The sequence below is a fragment of the Lentzea sp. DG1S-22 genome (assembly GCF_036321065.1).
In the GTDB taxonomy this organism is placed as follows: domain Bacteria; phylum Actinomycetota; class Actinomycetes; order Mycobacteriales; family Pseudonocardiaceae; genus Lentzea; species Lentzea jiangxiensis.
The window spans coordinates 7,615,005-7,630,981 of sequence record NZ_CP143276.1; the positions used below are offsets into that span (position 1 = coordinate 7,615,005).

Below are 15,977 nucleotides of genomic sequence, written 5' to 3' on the forward strand. Positions count from 1 at the left end.
GTTACCCTGAGCGCCGTGTCTTCTCCCACCACTCCGCGACGTGTGTCGCTGCTGACCCTGGGCTGCGCCCGCAACGAGGTCGACTCCGAAGAGCTCGCCGGACGTCTCGGCGAAGGCGGCTGGGAGCTGGTGGACGAGGGCGCGGACGTCGTCGTCGTCAACACGTGCGGCTTCGTCGAGCAGGCGAAGAAGGACTCGGTCGACACGCTGCTCGCCGCGTCCGACACCGGCGCCAAGGTCGTCGCGGTCGGGTGCATGGCGGAGCGCTACGGCAAGGAGCTCGCGGACAGCCTCCCCGAGGCCGCCGCGGTCCTCGGCTTCGACCAGTACAACGACCTCGCCGAGCGGCTGCAGGACGTGCTGCACGGCAAGCCCGTCGAGTCGCACGTGCCGGTCGACCGCCGCACGCTGCTGCCCATCACGCCGGTCAAGCGCCAGGAGGCCAAGGACGCCGTGCAGGTGCCCGGCCACGGCTGGGGGCCCACCAAGACGCCCCGCAAGCGCCTCGACGACGCCCCCGTGGCGCCGTTGAAGATCGCGTCCGGGTGCGACCGGCGGTGCAGCTTCTGCGCCATCCCGAGCTTCCGCGGCGCGTTCGTCTCGCGGCACCCGGACGAGGTCGTGGCCGAGGCCATGTGGCTCGCCGAGAACGGCGTCAAGGAGCTGTTCCTCGTCAGCGAGAACTCCACGAGCTACGGCAAGGACCTGCCGCGCGAGCAGGGTGCGCTGGAGCAGCTGCTGCCGCGTCTGGCGAGCATCCCCGGCGTCGAGCGCGTGCGGGTGAGCTACCTGCAGCCGGCCGAGACCAAGCCGAGCCTCGTCGCCGCCATCGCGAAGACCGACAAGGTCGCGAACTACTTCGACATGTCGTTCCAGCACTCCAGCGAGAACGTGCTGCGGCGCATGCGCCGGTTCGGTGACACGGACAGCTTCCTCAAGCTCGTGTGGCAGATCCGCGAGCACGCGCCCGAGGCCGGCATCCGCAGCAACTTCATCGTGGGCTTCCCCGGCGAGACCGAGGAGGACCTGCTTGAGCTCGAGCGGTTCCTCACCGAGGCGCGCCTCGACGCGGTCGGCATCTTCGGCTACTCCGACGAGGACGGCACCGAGGCCGAGGGGCTCGACGGCAAGCTCGACGCGGACACCATCGCGGAGCGCGTCCAGCGCGTCGGCAACCTCGTCGAGGAGCTCACCAGCCAGCGCGCGGAGGACCGGGTCGGCACCGAGGTCACGGTGCTGGTCGAAACCGAGGAGGACGACGAGAACGACTGCGTCGGCCGCGCCGAGCACCAGGCGCCCGAGGTCGACGGCGAGTGCGTCGTGCTGGAGGCCGAAGGGCTCAAGCGCGGTGACCTCGTGCGCTGCCGCGTGGTCGACTCCGAGGGCGTGGACCTGATCGTCGAGGTAATCCCGACATGACGGAGGCCCGGAAGGTCCCGCTGCTCAACGTCGCGAACATCCTCACGATGGCGCGGCTGGCGCTCGTTCCGGTCTTCCTGTTCTCCCTGTTCGAGGCGGGTGGCTTCGACACCACTTGGCGCCTCATCGCGTTCGCGATCTTCGCGATCGCGAGCTTCACCGACCACATCGACGGCACGCTCGCGCGCAAGCACGGGCTGATCACCGACTTCGGCAAGATCGCCGACCCGATCGCGGACAAGGCGCTGACCGGGTCGGCGCTGGTCGGCCTGAGCATCCTCGACGTGCTGCCGTGGTGGATCACGATCACCATCGCCGTGCGCGAGGTCGGCATCACGCTGCTGCGGTTCTGGGTGATCCGCTACGGCGTGATCCCGGCGAGCCGCGGCGGCAAGGCCAAGACGCTGGCGCAGGTCATCGCGATCGGGTTGTTCGTGCTCCCGCAGAACGACGTGCTGCAGCTGATCGCCTGGGTGATCATGGTGGTCGCCCTCGTCCTCACCGTCGTGACGGGAATCGACTACGTCGTCCGAGCGTTTAAATTGAAAGCCCGCGCGGGTAGGGCGGTGGCGTGACCGACGTCGTCGCACTGCTGAAGGCGCGCGGGCAGACCGTCGCCACCGCGGAGTCGCTGACCGCGGGTCTGCTGTGCGCGACGATCGTCGACACACCGGGGGCGAGTGCCGTGGTCCGCGGTGGGTTGATCGTCTACGCCACCGAGCTCAAGCACGTGCTCGCGGGCGTGGACCAGCGGTTGCTCGACGAGCACGGTGCGGTGCACCCCGACGTCGCGGTCCAGCTGGCCGAAGGTGCCCGGACGAGGTGCGGATCGGACTGGGGGATCGGGCTGACGGGAGTCGCCGGACCGGACCCCCAGGACGGGGTCGCTCCGGGGACGGTCCACATCGGCTTGAGCGGGCCTGGAGTGTCCACAGTGCGGACAATCACTGTGCGTGGTGATCGCGCAGCGGTCCGTTCCGGTGCTGTGGAAAAAGCCCTGGTCCTGCTGTCGGACTGCCTGCTGGACGCCGTGGACGGGAACAAATGATGACTCCGCGTTCGTTCGCCCTTGGCGGACGTGTTCGGAAGTCAGTGCCCGTTGTCGGTGTCGATCGGTAACGTAGGGACACGGCCGGCCGGAAGGAGGCGCGCGATGACCGTGCTGCTGCGCGAGGCGATCGGTGATCGGCTTCGCCATGCCCGCACCAACCAACGCCGCACGCTGCGCGAGGTCTCTCGGACCGCCCGCGTGAGCCTGGGGTACCTGTCCGAGGTGGAGCGCGGCCGCAAAGAGGCGTCCAGCGAACTCCTCGCGGCCATCTGCGAAGCATTGGAACTGCCGCTGTCCGAACTGCTGCACCACGTCGCCTCCGACATCGGCGCCGTCCAGCAGACGCCGGACACGGTGCCGGACACCGTCCCGGACGGACGTTCGGACAGGGGCAAGCTGGAGGGTGGCCGCGTGCTGCCGTCCACGCTCTCGGACGACCTGTCCGACCTGCGCCTGCAGCCCATGCTGAGCCACCGGCTCACGAGCAAGATCGGCGAGACGCCCAAGGCGGTCGTCGCGGCTTGACCCCCCGTCCTCCCGACCCCGTCCGCCACCTGGCGGGCGGGGTCGCCTGCATTCAGGTGACATGTCACCGTTTGTGGTCCGGGCCACGTGACGGTCTGCAACAAGAACGCGTCCTCGTACGTTCAACTGACAGCGAGGGCAGCGTGCTGGACGGCAGGCAACGGCTTGGCATCGGCACGCTGGGTCACCGCGTCCCCGGACGCGGGTGCGGGCAGGATTGGCGCGTCGTCAGGCGTGTTCTCCTAAGTCCCGGGGTGGGTCAGGGTGTTCCCGGATATCTCCCCGTGTCGGTGGATACCCCGACGCACAATTGAGACGATGGATCCAACACCGGCACCGAGAAGGCAGGCGTAGGAGATGGCCAGTCCGTTCGTGAAGTTCTGGAAGTACCTGATGGCTTCGTTCTCGTCGAAGATCGACGAGCACGCTGACCCGAAGGTGCAGATCCAGCAGGCCATCGAGGAGGCGCAGCGTCAGCACCAGGCGCTCTCTCAGCAGGCCGCGGCCGTCATCGGCAACCAGCGGCAGCTGGAGATGAAGCTCAACAGGCAGCTCGGCGACGTCGAGAAGCTGCAGGCCTCCGCTCGCCAGGCGCTCGTCCTCGCCGACGAGGCGCGCGCCAAGGGCGACGAGCAGAAGGCCGCGCAGTTCGAGAACGCCGCGCAGGGCTTCGCCACCCAGCTCGTCACCGCCGAGCAGGGCATCGAGGACCTCAAGACGTTGCACGACCAGTCGCTGCAGGCCGCGGCGCAGGCCAAGCAGGCCGTCGAGCGCAACTCGATGATGCTGCAGCAGAAGCTGGCCGAGCGCACGAAGCTCCTCAGCCAGCTCGAGCAGGCGAAGATGCAGGAGCAGGTCTCCGCCTCGCTGACGCAGATGAGCGAGCTCGCCGCACCGGGCAACGTGCCGTCGCTCGAAGAGGTCCGCGACAAGATCGAGAAGCGCTACGCGACCGCGATCGGGTCCGCCGAGCTCGCGCAGAACTCCGTGCAGGGCCGGATGCTCGAGGTGCAGGCCTCGACCACCCAGCTCGCCGGGTCGTCGCGGCTCGAGCAGATCCGCGCGTCCATGCACGGCGGTCAGGCGAGCACGCCGCAGCAGGTGACCGCGGGCAACAGCGCCGCCGCGCAGATCCAGGCCGAGATCGCGCAGCGCGTCCAGCAGGAGCAGAAGACCACGCAGCAGCAGGTTCCGCCGGCTCAGAACTGAGCCACGGGGCAGGAGGAGTCAGCAGGTGATCATGGAGCCCTGGAGAAACCGTCCCAACAACGAGATCGTCCGCAAGGTCGTCGGCGAGTTGGGTGCGTCGCTCCAGGGCCACCCGCTGGCCGAGCAGGCGCGCTACCGCCTGCAGAAGTGGAACGACCCCGTCGCCAAGCTCGAACGCAAGCGCAAGCGCACCAACGCGGTGCTGACGTTCTGGCTGGCGCTGATCACGATCTTCGGCACGCTCGCCGTCTTCGGGTTCACCGGCGTGCTCGGCACGTGGGCCACCGTCGGCGGCACGATCGGCGCGGCCCTGCCCGGGCTCCTCGCCGTCCGCAGCGGGTTCAAGCTGAAGGAGCTGGGCGCCGCCCGGCAGCGGCTCGCGCTGTCGCCGCCACCCCCGCCCCGTCCGCCGCTGCCCGCGCACATCTCCGCCGCGCGCGTGCCGATGGAGAAGCTGCACAGCGCCGAGGACGCGATGACGCAGCTGCTGGTGCAGCTCGACTCGCCCGCGCTCACGTCGATGCCCACGGAGTCCGTCCAGCACGCCCGCCAGACCGCCCAGGAGGCCGCCACGGCCATCCGCGCGGTGTCGGCGCAGCTGCAGGCCGTCGAACGCGCCCGTGACACCGCTCCACCGCTGGAGCGCACGGCGCTGGTCGAGGGCGTCCGGGTGCTCAGGATCCAGCTGGCGGACGGCGTGGACCGCTATTGCGCGTTGGTGGCGGAGGCCGGCAAGGCGCTGGCCGCCAGCACGCAGTTCCAGAACCCCGGCGAGGTCTTGGACGACGCGACGGACCACATGGCGGGCTTGGCGTCCGCGATGCGCGACGTATCAGGCTATTCAGCGTACTGATTGTCACCCTATGTAGTTGCGTACGGCTATTCGGCGAGTGTCCCTGGGATCTCTAGGGCAATCGTGTGATTATCGGACTGTTATCTAGCCGTGGCCGCTACATGGCGTGGCAGGATTCCGGGGCCGGTCTGCGGGAAGTCCGGCTGAATTGCCGGGAGGCAGTGCGTTGGCGTTGTGGACCGTGCACGGGGACGGTCGGATCACCGACAGTGAAACCGTCGCACCCCAGGAACGGGTGAGCTGGCCGCTCACCCTCGGGTTCGGGGTGCAGCACCTCGTGGCCATGTTCGGCGCCACGGTGATCGTCCCCACCGCCACCGGTCTTCCCGTCGCCACCACGCTGCTGTTCTCCGGCCTGGGCACGCTGCTGTTCCTGGTGATCACCAAGAACCGCGTCCCGAGCTACCTGGGCTCGTCCTTCGCCTTCGTGGCGCCGCTCGTGGCCGCGCGCGAACAGGGCATCGCCGCGCAGCTCGGCGGTGTCGTCGCGGCCGGTCTGCTCGTGATCGTGGTGGGCATCGCGGTCAAGGCGCTCGGCGTGCGGCTGCTGGAGTCGGTCATGCCGCCGGTCGTCACCGGCGCCGTTGTGATCATCATCGGCCTGAACCTCTCGCACCAGGCCACCTCGAACTTCGGCGAGCAGCCCCTGCTCGCGGCGCTCACGACCGCGGTGATCCTGCTGGCCGGCGTGCTCGGCCGCGGCCTGGTGTTCCGGTTCTCGATCCTCATCGGCTTCGTGGCCGTCTGGATGGGCGGCCTCGCGTTCGGCGCTGTGTCGTCCGAACGGCTCGCCGCGCTGCGCGACGCGGCGTGGGTGGGCCTGCCGAGGCTCCACCAGCCCGAGCTGCGGCCGTCCGTGGTGCTGCTGATGCTGCCCGTGGTGATCGTGCTCGTGGCGGAGGTCGTCGGCCACGTGAAGGCGGTCGCGGCGCTGACCGGCCGCAACCTCGACGGCAGCGCCGGTGACGCGATCATCGCGAACGGGCTGTCGACCGCGCTGTCCGGCCTGGGCGGTGGTGCGGGCACGACGACGTACTCCGAGAACATCGGCGTGATGGCCGTGACCCGCGTCCAGACGACGGCGGCGTTCGCGTTCGCCGGGGTGTTCGCCGCGGCGCTGGCGTTCTCCCCGAAGGCCATCGCCCTCTTCGGCACGATCCCGCCGGGCGTGCTCGGCGGCTGCACGCTCGTGCTCTACGGCCTGATCGTGCTGATCGGCGTGCGGATCTGGATGGACCGCGGCGTGGACCTCGCGAACCCGGTGAACGCGATGGTCGGCGGCGCCGCGCTGGTCGCCGGGGTCGGCGACCTGACCGTCGAGATCGGCGACCTGGAGATGGGCGGCATGGTCTGGGGCTCGCTGCTCGTGGTGATCCTGCACCCGGTGATGCGCTGGCTCAGGGCAGCGCGCCGCACCTGACGACCGGCCCTGAGCGGGCTCTACCTCAGTGCCCGGTTGATCCTCGACACGAGTCCGGGGCCCTCGTAGATGAACCCGGTGTAGATCTGCACGAGGCTCGCGCCGGCGTCGACCATGCGCTTGGCGTCGTCGGGGGTCGCGATGCCGCCGACGCCGATGACCGGCAGGTCGCTGTTCTTGGTGATGAACCGGACCACGTCGTTCGCGCGCTGCGTGAGGGGCTTGCCGCTGAGACCGCCGGTTTCGGACGCGTGCGCGCTCTTGAGACCCTCACGGCTGAGGGTGGTGTTCGTGGCGATGAGGCCCTTGATGCCGTTGTCCACGCACACCTGGATGACCTCGGCGATGGCGTCCTCGGTGAGGTCGGGTGCGATCTTGACCAGCATCGGCTTCGAGGTGGCCGCGGTGAGGGCCTGGACGAGCTCGGTCAGCGCGCCCTTGTCCTGCAGGCTGCGCAGGCCGGGCGTGTTCGGCGAGCTCACGTTGACGGCGTAGTAGTCGCCGTGGTCCTTCAGGGCGTTCAGCGAGTTCAGGTAGTCCTGCACGGCGTCTTCGACCGGCGTGACCTTGGACTTGCCGAGGCTGATGCCCAGCGGCGCCTTGAGTGGCGTCCGGGCGAGCTTCGCGGCGAGCGCTTGCGCTCCCGCGTTGTTGAAGCCCATCCGGTTGATGATCGCCTCGTCCTCGCGCAGGCGGAACAGGCGCGGCTTCGGGTTGCCCGGCTGCGCGTGCCACGTGACGGTGCCGACCTCGACGAACCCGAACCCCAGCGCGGCCCACGCCGGCAGCGCGCGCCCGTCCTTGTCGAGGCCCGCCGCGAGCCCCACGGGGTTCGGGAACCGGACGCCGAAGACGGTGCGCGGGTTGTCCTGGTTGCGGGCGAACCTCGCCAGCGGGCTCAGCCGGGCCATGACGCCGAGCGTGGTCTCGTGGACCCGCTCCGCGTCGCCGCCGTGCATTCCGAACAACGCCCTGCGAACCACCTGCTTGTAGACCACGCGCTCACCCTATAACGCCAGCTCAGGGTAGCCGGCGTCACATCGGTCCCGGCACCTTGACCGTCGCCTGCCCGTCCAGCGGCATCCGGGGCTTCGCGAGGAACGTCACCGGCAGCTCCCGCAGGCCCCGGCTCCCGAGCGACACCCGCCACCCGAGCGGCCGCGCCGTGTCGAGGGCCAGCCCGGCGCACCGCTCCAGCAGCGTCCGGAACGCGATCTCGCCCTCCAGGCGGGCCAGCGGCGCGCCCAGGCAGAAGTGGATGCCGTGGCCGAACGCCAGGTGCCGGCGGTCCGCCCGCTCGATGTTGAGCTGGTCGGCGCGCGGGTAGCGGTTCGGGTCGTGCTCGGCGGAGGCCAGGGACAGCAGCACGACGTCACCGGCCGGGATCTGCACGCCGCCGATCGTCAACGGCCGCGTGGCGAACCGCAGCACGTGCGAGGCCGGGCCGTCGAAGCGCAGGAACTCCTCGATGGCGCCGGGCAGCAGGGACGACGAGCGCTGCAGCAGTTCGAGCTGCTCGGGGTGGCGCAGCAGCGCCAGCGCGCCGTTGCCGACCAGGTCCACGGCGGTCGTGTAGCCGGCCACCAGCAGCAGGAACGCGAGCGAGGCCAGTTCGTCGTCGGTGAGCGCGGCCTCGCCCTTCGCCCTGGCCAGGCCGCCGATGAGGTCGTCGTCGCCGGAGGTGCGCTTGTGGGTCACCAGGTCGCGCAGGTAGCCGGAGGTCTCCTCGCGGGCCGAGGCCGCGTCACCGTCGGCCAGGCCGGTCACCACGTCGGCCCAGTAGCGGAAGTTCTCCTGGTCGACGGCGGGGACGCCCAGGAGCTCCATGATCACGGTGATGGGCAGCGGGGCGGCGAAGTCCGCGATCAGGTCGCAGCGCCCGGAGTCGGCGAACGAGTCGGCCAGTTGGGCGGCCACCTGCTCGATCCGGGGGCGCAGGCCGGCGATGCGGCGCGGCGTGAGCTGGCTCGACACGGCCCGGCGCAGGCGCGTGTGATCAGGCTCGTCGCTGTTCATCATGTGGTCGGACAGGTCGCCGAACCACCACGACGCGAAGTGCGGATGGCGGCGCAGGGGTTCGGCGAGCGCCGAGCCGTGGGAGGACAGCAGCGGGTTGTCCAACGCGGCACGCACGTCGGAGTAGCGGGTCACGAGCCACATCGGCACGCCGAAGGTCTCGACCCGGTGCACGGGGCCGGCGTCGCGCAGGCTCTTCAGCACCGCGTAGGGGTCGTCGGTGAAGCCGGGGCGCAACGCATCCAGATCTACCGCCATATTGGGGCACACGGCCAGGAGAGCGCCTCGGTTCAACCGGACTGGCATTTTGGGCAGAAGTACACGAATCTGCCGTCGATCTCGTCCGATCGGACCCTTGTGCGGCAACGCAAACAGGGTTTGCCCGTCCGCTCGAACACGTAGTGCTGCACCCGGAGGTCGCCGGTGGTGCTCTGCTCCGGCCGCCACTGGTTCGCCTGCAAGAGCTTGCGCGACAACGCAACCGCTCGTGAGGCGTCGACCGACGAGACGGGTGCCGTCGGCAGGACGCGCAGCAGGAAACACACTTCCGCGCGGTAGAGGTTGCCGACACCGGCCATCACGCGCTGGTCCAGCAACGCGAGCCCGACCGGCCGCGAGGGGTCCGCGGTCAACCGCCGGGCGGCCTCGTCGGCGTCGAAGTCGTCGGCCAGGAGATCAGGTCCGAGGTGCGAGATCAACTCGTCCTCGCGGGAGGTCGGGACGAACTCCATGTCGTGCAGCGCGAACCCGATGGCCTGCCGGTCGTCGACCTCGAACACCGCGCGGGCCTGGTGCGCGGGACGGCGCCAGCGCTCACCGGGGCGGTAGAGGTGCCACGAGCCGTCCATGCGGAAGTGGCTGCGCAGGCTGTTGCCGTCGGAGAAGTGCGTGAACATGTGCTTGCCGTACGTCCGCACGCCGAGGACGTCCAGACCGGCCAGGTCGACCGCGGCCAGCCTGGGGTGGCGCAGTTCACCGCGGATCAGCGTCTTCCCGGCCAGCGCCTGGTGCATGCGGTGACCCGCGAGGAAGACCGTGTCCCCTTCAGGCATCCACCGCTTCCTGGATCTCGTCGTCGTCGAAGTCGTGGTGCACGGCGCGGCGCCGGCTCCGCGAGATGCGCTGGATGCGGGCGAGCAGCAGGTTGAACGCCAGCGCGACCTCACGGGCACCCGGAGTACCCCACTCGTGGATCGGCATGCATGCGCCCTGTGCCTGTTGCACGGCCAGACGGTCCGGTAACGCCACCGGCATGACCAACGGGCCGAAGATGTCCCGCAGCTCTTCGATGCGGAACTGGTGTTCGTGCGAACGCGGCCGCACGCGGTTCACGACGACGCCCAGCGGTTGCAGGTCGGCGTTGTTGCTCTCGCGTTCGTTCTGCACCGCCTCGAACGCCCGCTGCACGCCCGCTACGGCGAACATCGTCGGTTCGGTGACCAGCAGGGCGCGGTCGGCCGCCACGAGCGCCGAGCGGGTCAGCTGGCCCAGCGACGGCGGGCAGTCGAGCAGCACGAGGTGGTACGGGAACTCGTCGTACATGTCCCGCAACGTGCGCAACGCGTCTTTCAGGCGGTGCAGGCGCGACTCGTTCGGATCCGGGTGGTTGAGCAGCTCGGCGTCCTCGGACCCGGACAGCACGTCGATGCCGTCACCCCACCTGCTGGGGCGGATCGCCTGTTCCAGGTTCTCCTCGGACGGGTCCTGCAGGACGTCGTAGATGCTCGCCTTGGACTCCTCGGGCTCGAGCGTCGACGTGGCGTTGCACTGCGGATCGAGGTCGATCACGAGCGTGCGGACGCCGCGGCGGAGAGCGGCTGAGGCGAGGCCGAGCACCACCGTCGTCTTGCCGACGCCTCCCTTGAGGCTGAGCACGGACACCGTATGCACAGACCTACTCTAGGGTCTCCTACTCTGTTGGCCATGCGACCGGACGCCGTACACAGGGTGCTCGACGCCGAACTGGCCGCCGCGCGGGAGCGCAGGGGTGGGGAACCGCCCCGTGTGCTCGACGTCGGAGGCGGCAGCGGTGTCTGGGCCGTGCCCCTCGCCGCGGCGGGCTGCGCGGTCACGGTCGTGGAGCCCTCCCCGAACGCGCTGGCCACGCTGCACACGCGTGCGCGCGAGGCGGGGGTGACGATCGACGCGGTCCAGGGCGACACCGACTCGCTCGGCGTTTCCGCTGGTGAGGCAGATCTGGTGCTCGCGCACGGGCTGCTGGAGGTCGTGGACGACGCCTCGGCGGCGCTGTCCTCTCTCGCCGCCGCCGTCGCCCCCGGCGGGGCGGTGTCCGTGCTCGTCGCGAACCGGTTCGCGGCGATCCTGCACCGCGCGATCGCCGGTCGCATCGTCGACGCGCGCAGGCTGCTGGACGACGACGCCGGCCAGCTCGCGGGCACGCGCGACCCGTTGCAGCGCCGGTTCGACGTCCCAGGTCTCGAGAAACTCGTCCTCGAGGCGGGGCTGTCCGTCGAGCTCCTGCAGGGGCATGGCATTGTCTCAGACCTCGTACCAGGTGTGGTGCTGGACGCGAATCCAGGTGCCGCCGACGCCCTCGCCGAGCTGGAACTGGCCGCCGCCACGCGGTCCCCGCTCCGGGACGTCGCCGCCCGGCTGCACGTCCTCGCCCGCCGAACCGCCTGACAGCGTTTGCATTCGGGACAGTTATGTCCCCATGAGTGGTCCCAAACGACGCGGCGGCGAAAGATGATGACTCCGCTGCCGACGTAGGGAACCGACGCGATGCAAAGTTCCGACCTGCTGGCCTCCCTGGTCAACGAGGCCGTTGCGGGTGACCGGCCCGCCGTGGAACGGCTGCTGGCCTCCGTGCGTCCGCTCGTGGCCCGGTACTGCCGTGCGCGAGTCGGACGCAACGAAAGGGCGTACGCGTCGGCTGACGACGTGGCGCAGGAGGTGTGCCTGGCGGTGCTGACGGCACTGCCCACCTACCGCGAGCAGGGAAGACCTTTCCTGGCGTTCGTCTACGGCATCGCCGCGCACAAGGTCGCGGACGCCCACCGCGTCTCGGCGCGCAACCGGTCCGAGCCCGTCGCCGAGGTGCCGGACGGCCCGTCGCTCGCCGTCGACCCGGAGGAGAACGCGCTGCTCGGCTCGCTCTCGGTCCGGCTCGGCCAGTTGCTGAGGAGCCTGCCGGACAAGCAGCGCGAGATCCTGCTGCTGCGGGTCGTGGTCGGCCTGACGGCGGAGGAGACCGCCGAGGCGACCGGGTCGACGCCGGGAGCCGTGCGGGTGGCCCAGCACCGCGCGCTGGCGAAGCTGCGGACCTCCGCGGGGGTCGAGGAGCTGATTTGACCGGTGCCTTCTACGACGACCTGTCCGGGACGTACGACCTCATGTTCCCGGACTGGGACGCGTCGATGGCCCGGCAGGCGTCGCAGCTCGCGGAGTTCATCCCGGCGGGCTCGCGCGTTCTCGACTGTGCGTGCGGCATCGGCACGCAGGCGATCGGTTTGGCTCTGCGCGGCTATCAGGTCGTGGGCACTGATTTGAGCCCCAGGGCGGCCTCTCGGGCCGTTGTAGAGGCCTCTGCGCGTGGCGTCGCGTTGCCCACGTTCGCCGCGGACATGCGGGCGTTGCCGTTCGCCGACGACTCGTTCGACGTCGTGCTCGCCGCGTACAACGCCCTGCCGCACCTGCTGACCGCGGACGACGTGCTGGCGGCGTTGCGGGAGATGCGGCGCGTGCTGCGGCCCGGCGGCAGGCTCGTCCTCTCGACGCGCGACTACGACGCGATCCGGCGGGAACGGCCGTTGTCGACGCCGCCGTCGGTCGGACCGGGCCGCGTCGTGTGGTTCCAGCTCTGGCACTGGGACGGCGACCGGTACGAGCTGGAGATGTTCCGGCTGCACGAAACGGAGTCGTGGCGGGTCGTGGTGGGCAAGGCACGATATTGGGCGATTACCCGTCACGAAATCACCGATTTGGCGGAACGAGCCGGTTTCGGTTACGTGGAGTGGTTGCTCTGTGCCTATTATCAACCGCTGCTCATTGCTACAAACGGGTGACGTTTGGAACTTATCCCTACTTTCCGCATAAGGAGTGACGCGTCGCACGTCTCCTCTCCGGGACGTCGACGAGGGGACGCTTCGGATGGAGAGTTCGGCTTCAACCGCAGAGCTGGTCAGCATGGCCGTGCAGGGTGACCGCAAGGCCACTGAGCTGCTGCTTCGCCACCTTCGACCGCTGGTGGTGAAGTACTGTCGCGCGCGTGTGGGGCGCTCCGCGACAACTGCGGACGACGTCGCGCAGGAGGTGTGCCTGGCCGTGCTGACGGCTCTCCCGAACTACCGGGAGCAGGGCAGGCCGTTCCTGGCATTCGTCTACGGCATCGCGGCGCACAAGGTCGCCGACGCGCACCGGGCGCTGGCTCGTAACCGTGCGGAGCCGGTCGCGGAGGTGCCCGATCAGGTCGTGCGCGGCTTCGGACCGGAGGACTTCGTCCTCCAGGACGAGCTGAACGGCACCCTCGGGCAGCTCTTGCACGTCCTCCCCGCCAAGCAGCGCGAGATCCTCGTGCTGCGCGTCGTGGTGGGTTTGTCGGCCGAGGAGACCGCGGAGGCGGTGGGGTCGACGCCCGGCGCCGTCCGCGTCGCGCAGCACCGCGCGCTCGGTCGTCTGCGCAAGGAGATCGCGGCTCTGAGTCTCCCGATCGGGTGACATTCGTTTGCATTTGTGACAAGTCGTGCGGAGTGCGTGGGGTGGACGTACCCAAACGACATACCTAGAGGCAGGAAGACGCCGACATAAGGACCAGGGGGCATGGGAAGTTCGGACTCCGCGCTTGCCGCCGAGCGGCTGCGCATGGACGGGGTGCTGGTGCAGCACTTCCGCGAGTCGGGGCTGACCGGGCCGCGCTGGGACCAGTTCCACCGTCAGCTTCTCGGGCTCGGTCTCGGGATCGTCACGAAGCTCGTGCGGTCGGGTGCGATGTTCTCCCGGTGCGGTCAGCAGGGCCGGTACCTGCACCGCCAGGAGATCCCGCCGCAGGAGGCGGAGGAACTGGCGAGCGACGCGGTGTACGAGGGGTTCGTCTACTTCCGGGACCGGGGGGTCCTCGGCAGGGAGTGGACGGTCGAGCAGGGCCTGCCCTTGCGGGAGTACTTCGTCAACGCCTGCGTGCTCGCGTTCCCGAACGTCTACCGCCGCTGGCAGACGCGGGTGAACGGCTGGCAGGACGTGCGGCTGGTCGACACCCTCGCCTCGCTCGAGAACGTCGTCACCGAGGGGAACCCCGAGGACGCCGTCGTCGAGCAGCACGCGGTGAACGCCGTGTTCGCCGCGCTGAGCGAGGACAGCAGGCGGTTGCTCTTCCTCCATGACCAGGGCTATTCGCATGCGGAGATCGCCGAGCTGCTGAGGCTCACCCCGCGCGCGGTCGAAGGACGGATCCGGCGAGCACGTCTCGCGGTGCGCCGGCGTCCAGAAGAGGAACGGTGATCTGCGTGGAGTTCACGCCCGGCCTGCACCGGAAGGTCCCCGCGGAGGTCGTCCAGCGCTCCTCCGTCGGCGGCCCGGTGTCCGCCTCCCCGAGCACGGTCGACGCGCTGGTCGAGCGGACCGCGGGCGGTGACCGGGAGCCGGTCGACCCGCCCGCGCCCTCGTACTACTCGAGTCGTCCGGACACCGCTGAGGACCACGTTGCGCGCGCTGTCGCCGGTGACCGAGTCGCCATCGAACGGCTGCTGGGCACCATCCGGCCGTTGATCGTCCGGTACTGCCGTGCGCGCGTCGGCTCGTTCGCGTCGGCGGACGACGTCGCTCAGGACGTGTGCCTCGCCGTGCTGACCTCGCTGCCGTCGTACCGCGACCAGGGGCGGCCGTTCCTGGCGTTCGTCTACGGCATCGCGGCGCACAAGGTGGCGGACTCGTTCCGCAGCTTCTCGCGCAACCGCGCCGAGGCGGTGCCGGAGCTGCCCGAGTCGATGGACACCGCGGCGGGCCCCGAGCAGCGGGCGATGCAGGGAGAGCTTTCCGACCGGATGGCGGTGCTTCTGCGCGTGCTGCCCGAGAAGCAGCGCGAGATCGTTGTGCTGCGTGTCGTGGTGGGTCTGTCGGCGGAGGAGACGGCCGAGGCGGTCGGATCGACGCCCGGTGCCGTGCGCGTGGCTCAGCACCGGGCACTGAACCGGCTGCGCAAGGAGATCAGTGGCGCCAGCGGGTGATGTCGGCGATCCCCTGCGGGCTGGCGTCCTTGTACCGCTCCATCTCGCCGCGCCGCACGTCCGCGATCGTGCCCGCCAGCTCCTGGCCGAACGCCTCGGTGAGCACGGCGTCCTTCTCGAACTGGTCGACGGCTTCCTTGAGCGACGTGGGCAGGCGCGGGACGTCGTCGAGCAGCGCGGGGTCGACGTTCAGGCCTTCGGGCAGCGAGGCCCCGGTGGCGATGCCGTCCAGCCCGGCCGCGATCACACCCGCGACGACCAGGTACGGGTTCGCGGTGAGGTCGAAGCACTTGATCTCCAGGTTGTCCCGGACCAGGCGTAGCGCCGTCTCGCGGTTCTCCTCGCCCCACGCCGCGAACGGTGCCGCCCACGTGTGCGGCACGAGCCTGAGGTAGCTCGCGAGAGAAGGACAGCCGATCGCGCACAACGCGCGGATGTGGTTGAGCACACCCGCGCTGAACTGCCTGGCCTCGTCCTGGAAGCCGTCGAAGAGGTTCGTGCCGCCGCGCCAGAGGCTCAGGTGCAGGTGACCGCCGTTGCCGACGCCGCCGTTGACGACCTTGGGGGAGAACGAGGGGCGCAGGCCGTGCCGGACCGTGACGGCGCGGACGGTCTCCTTGACCAGGACCGCGGTGTCGGCGGCGTTCACCGGGTCCTCCGGCGCGGTGGAGACCTCGAACTGGCCGGCGGCGTACTCCGGGTGGAACTGGAGGACCTCGACGTCCTGCTGGTCGAGCGCCCGCAGGAGGTCGACGCAGTAGTCGGACAGCTCGACCTGGCGGGCGTGGCCGTACGCCGAGCCGCTGGTCGCGGGCACCCAGTCGTCGGTGCCGGCCTTGCCGACGCACCACTCGACCTCGAAGCCCGCCCGGGCGGTGAAGCCCTTCGCCGCGAGGTTCTCGACGGCCTTGCGGGCCTGCAGCCGCTGGTCCATCGGGTAGGGAACGCCGTTCTGGAAGTGGCGGTCGGCGGGCGCCCAGGCCCAGCCCGGCTGGCCCGCCAGCACCGTGAGGCGGTCGAGGTCCGGGTGCAGCCGCAGGTCGCCGACCGGGCCGCCCGCGAACCGGCCCTGGATGATCCAGTCGTCGAACAGGAAGACGTCGAACACCGGTGACGCCCCCACGCCGTGCGCCGCCGCGTGGGCGAGCTTGCGCAGCGGCACGGACTTCGCGCGCGTGATGCCGCTGTTGTCGACCCAGGTGAGCGCCACGACGCTCACGTCCCTCGCGTTCAGCCCGTCGAAGAGTTCCGTCGCCCGGTCGAACCGCTGGTCCCGCTCCGCTGAGTCCACGATCCTGAGGT

18 protein-coding genes are annotated in these 15,977 nt (G+C 70.0%); 13 read left to right on the top strand and 5 right to left on the bottom strand.

Going from position 1 to position 15,977, the window contains the following annotated elements:
* Positions 1-15: 15 nt before the first annotated feature.
* The 7 genes from rimO (at position 16) to V1227_RS36275 (ending at position 6,477) form a co-directional block, all read left to right on the top strand.
* Complete coding sequence (gene rimO, locus V1227_RS36245; protein WP_329789660.1) at positions 16-1,419, top strand: 30S ribosomal protein S12 methylthiotransferase RimO; 1,404 nt, start codon at positions 16-18, stop codon at positions 1,417-1,419.
* Positions 1,416-1,994: a CDP-diacylglycerol--glycerol-3-phosphate 3-phosphatidyltransferase gene (gene pgsA / locus V1227_RS36250; RefSeq protein ID WP_236219339.1), complete on the top strand. Its 579-nt coding sequence runs from the start codon at positions 1,416-1,418 to the stop codon at positions 1,992-1,994. The genes rimO and pgsA overlap by 4 nt, the downstream gene beginning before the upstream one ends.
* On the top strand, positions 1,991-2,467 hold the full coding sequence (locus tag V1227_RS36255; RefSeq protein WP_329789661.1) for a CinA family protein: 477 nt from the start codon (positions 1,991-1,993) through the stop codon (positions 2,465-2,467). Before pgsA ends, V1227_RS36255 begins: the two co-directional genes overlap by 4 nt.
* Before the next feature lie 105 nt (positions 2,468-2,572).
* Positions 2,573-2,995, top strand: coding sequence for a helix-turn-helix domain-containing protein (locus V1227_RS36260; protein WP_090095592.1), 423 nt, complete (start codon positions 2,573-2,575; stop codon positions 2,993-2,995).
* Positions 2,996-3,352: 357 nt separating this feature from the next.
* Positions 3,353-4,204, top strand: coding sequence for a PspA/IM30 family protein (locus tag V1227_RS36265; protein WP_329789662.1), 852 nt, complete (start codon positions 3,353-3,355; stop codon positions 4,202-4,204).
* Between the two features lie 31 nt (positions 4,205-4,235).
* The gene (pspM, locus tag V1227_RS36270) at positions 4,236-5,057 is read left to right on the top strand and encodes a phage shock envelope stress response protein PspM (protein ID WP_236219345.1); all 822 of its coding nucleotides are present in this window, start codon (positions 4,236-4,238) and stop codon (positions 5,055-5,057) included.
* Between the two features lie 235 nt (positions 5,058-5,292).
* Positions 5,293-6,477, top strand: coding sequence for a uracil-xanthine permease family protein (locus tag V1227_RS36275; RefSeq protein ID WP_329789663.1), 1,185 nt, complete (start codon positions 5,293-5,295; stop codon positions 6,475-6,477).
* A 20-nt stretch (positions 6,478-6,497) separates the two neighbouring features.
* Here V1227_RS36275 and V1227_RS36280 read toward each other — a convergent pair whose 3' ends face one another.
* The 4 genes from V1227_RS36280 to V1227_RS36295 are packed head-to-tail and all read right to left on the bottom strand — an operon-like array spanning position 6,498 to position 10,383.
* Positions 6,498-7,475 (bottom strand): quinone-dependent dihydroorotate dehydrogenase, encoded by a 978-nt coding sequence (locus V1227_RS36280; RefSeq protein WP_329789664.1) that lies wholly within the window; start codon positions 7,473-7,475, stop codon positions 6,498-6,500.
* A 37-nt stretch (positions 7,476-7,512) separates the two neighbouring features.
* A complete protein-coding gene (locus V1227_RS36285) occupies positions 7,513-8,751 on the bottom strand; it encodes a cytochrome P450 family protein (RefSeq protein ID WP_329789665.1) in 1,239 nt (412 codons plus the stop codon).
* A gap of 32 nt (positions 8,752-8,783) precedes the next feature.
* Positions 8,784-9,545 (bottom strand): DNA-formamidopyrimidine glycosylase family protein, encoded by a 762-nt coding sequence (locus V1227_RS36290; RefSeq protein WP_329789666.1) that lies wholly within the window; start codon positions 9,543-9,545, stop codon positions 8,784-8,786.
* Positions 9,538-10,383 carry a ParA family protein gene (locus V1227_RS36295; RefSeq protein WP_167976179.1) on the bottom strand — a complete coding sequence of 282 codons (846 nt, stop codon included), beginning with the start codon at positions 10,381-10,383 and terminating at the stop codon, positions 9,538-9,540. The genes V1227_RS36290 and V1227_RS36295 overlap by 8 nt, the downstream gene beginning before the upstream one ends.
* A 33-nt stretch (positions 10,384-10,416) precedes the next feature.
* On the opposite strand from V1227_RS36295, the gene V1227_RS36300 reads away from it, so the two are divergent.
* The 6 genes from V1227_RS36300 (at position 10,417) to shbA (ending at position 14,675) form a co-directional block, all read left to right on the top strand.
* Entirely contained in the window at positions 10,417-11,136 is a 720-nt protein-coding gene (locus V1227_RS36300) for a class I SAM-dependent methyltransferase (protein ID WP_329789667.1), read from the top strand.
* Positions 11,137-11,235: 99 nt separating this feature from the next.
* Positions 11,236-11,805: a sigma-70 family RNA polymerase sigma factor gene (locus V1227_RS36305; protein WP_329789668.1), complete on the top strand. Its 570-nt coding sequence runs from the start codon at positions 11,236-11,238 to the stop codon at positions 11,803-11,805.
* Positions 11,802-12,518: a class I SAM-dependent methyltransferase gene (locus V1227_RS36310; protein ID WP_329789669.1), complete on the top strand. Its 717-nt coding sequence runs from the start codon at positions 11,802-11,804 to the stop codon at positions 12,516-12,518. The genes V1227_RS36305 and V1227_RS36310 overlap by 4 nt, the downstream gene beginning before the upstream one ends.
* 85 nt (positions 12,519-12,603) lie before the next feature.
* On the top strand, positions 12,604-13,170 hold the full coding sequence (locus V1227_RS36315; RefSeq protein WP_329789670.1) for a sigma-70 family RNA polymerase sigma factor: 567 nt from the start codon (positions 12,604-12,606) through the stop codon (positions 13,168-13,170).
* Positions 13,171-13,272: 102 nt separating this feature from the next.
* Positions 13,273-13,950, top strand: a complete 678-nt coding sequence (locus tag V1227_RS36320; protein WP_236219360.1) for an RNA polymerase sigma factor — start codon at positions 13,273-13,275, stop codon at positions 13,948-13,950.
* 233 nt (positions 13,951-14,183) lie between these two features.
* Entirely contained in the window at positions 14,184-14,675 is a 492-nt protein-coding gene (gene shbA / locus V1227_RS36325; RefSeq protein ID WP_329794199.1) for an RNA polymerase sigma factor ShbA, read from the top strand.
* Here shbA and V1227_RS36330 read toward each other — a convergent pair.
* A complete protein-coding gene (locus V1227_RS36330; protein WP_329789671.1) occupies positions 14,656-15,966 on the bottom strand; it encodes a glutamine synthetase family protein in 1,311 nt (436 codons plus the stop codon). The two genes, shbA and V1227_RS36330, sit on opposite strands and share 20 nt — an antisense overlap.
* Positions 15,967-15,977 lie beyond the last annotated feature (11 nt).

Bases quoted from the DNA above. Each gene is read 5' to 3' on its own strand.
- pgsA (WP_236219339.1), top strand. From the start codon at position 1,416: ATGACGGAGGCCCGGAAGGTCCCGCTGCTCAACGTCGCGAACATCCTC.
- V1227_RS36260 (WP_090095592.1), top strand. From the start codon at position 2,573: ATGACCGTGCTGCTGCGCGAGGCGATCGGTGATCGGCTTCGCCATGCC.
- V1227_RS36265 (WP_329789662.1), top strand. From the start codon at position 3,353: ATGGCCAGTCCGTTCGTGAAGTTCTGGAAGTACCTGATGGCTTCGTTC.
- pspM (WP_236219345.1), top strand. From the start codon at position 4,236: ATGGAGCCCTGGAGAAACCGTCCCAACAACGAGATCGTCCGCAAGGTC.
- V1227_RS36285 (WP_329789665.1), bottom strand. From the start codon at position 8,751: ATGGCGGTAGATCTGGATGCGTTGCGCCCCGGCTTCACCGACGACCCC.
- V1227_RS36290 (WP_329789666.1), bottom strand. From the start codon at position 9,545: ATGCCTGAAGGGGACACGGTCTTCCTCGCGGGTCACCGCATGCACCAG.
- V1227_RS36300 (WP_329789667.1), top strand. From the start codon at position 10,417: ATGCGACCGGACGCCGTACACAGGGTGCTCGACGCCGAACTGGCCGCC.
- V1227_RS36305 (WP_329789668.1), top strand. From the start codon at position 11,236: ATGCAAAGTTCCGACCTGCTGGCCTCCCTGGTCAACGAGGCCGTTGCG.
- V1227_RS36315 (WP_329789670.1), top strand. From the start codon at position 12,604: ATGGAGAGTTCGGCTTCAACCGCAGAGCTGGTCAGCATGGCCGTGCAG.
- V1227_RS36320 (WP_236219360.1), top strand. From the start codon at position 13,273: ATGGGAAGTTCGGACTCCGCGCTTGCCGCCGAGCGGCTGCGCATGGAC.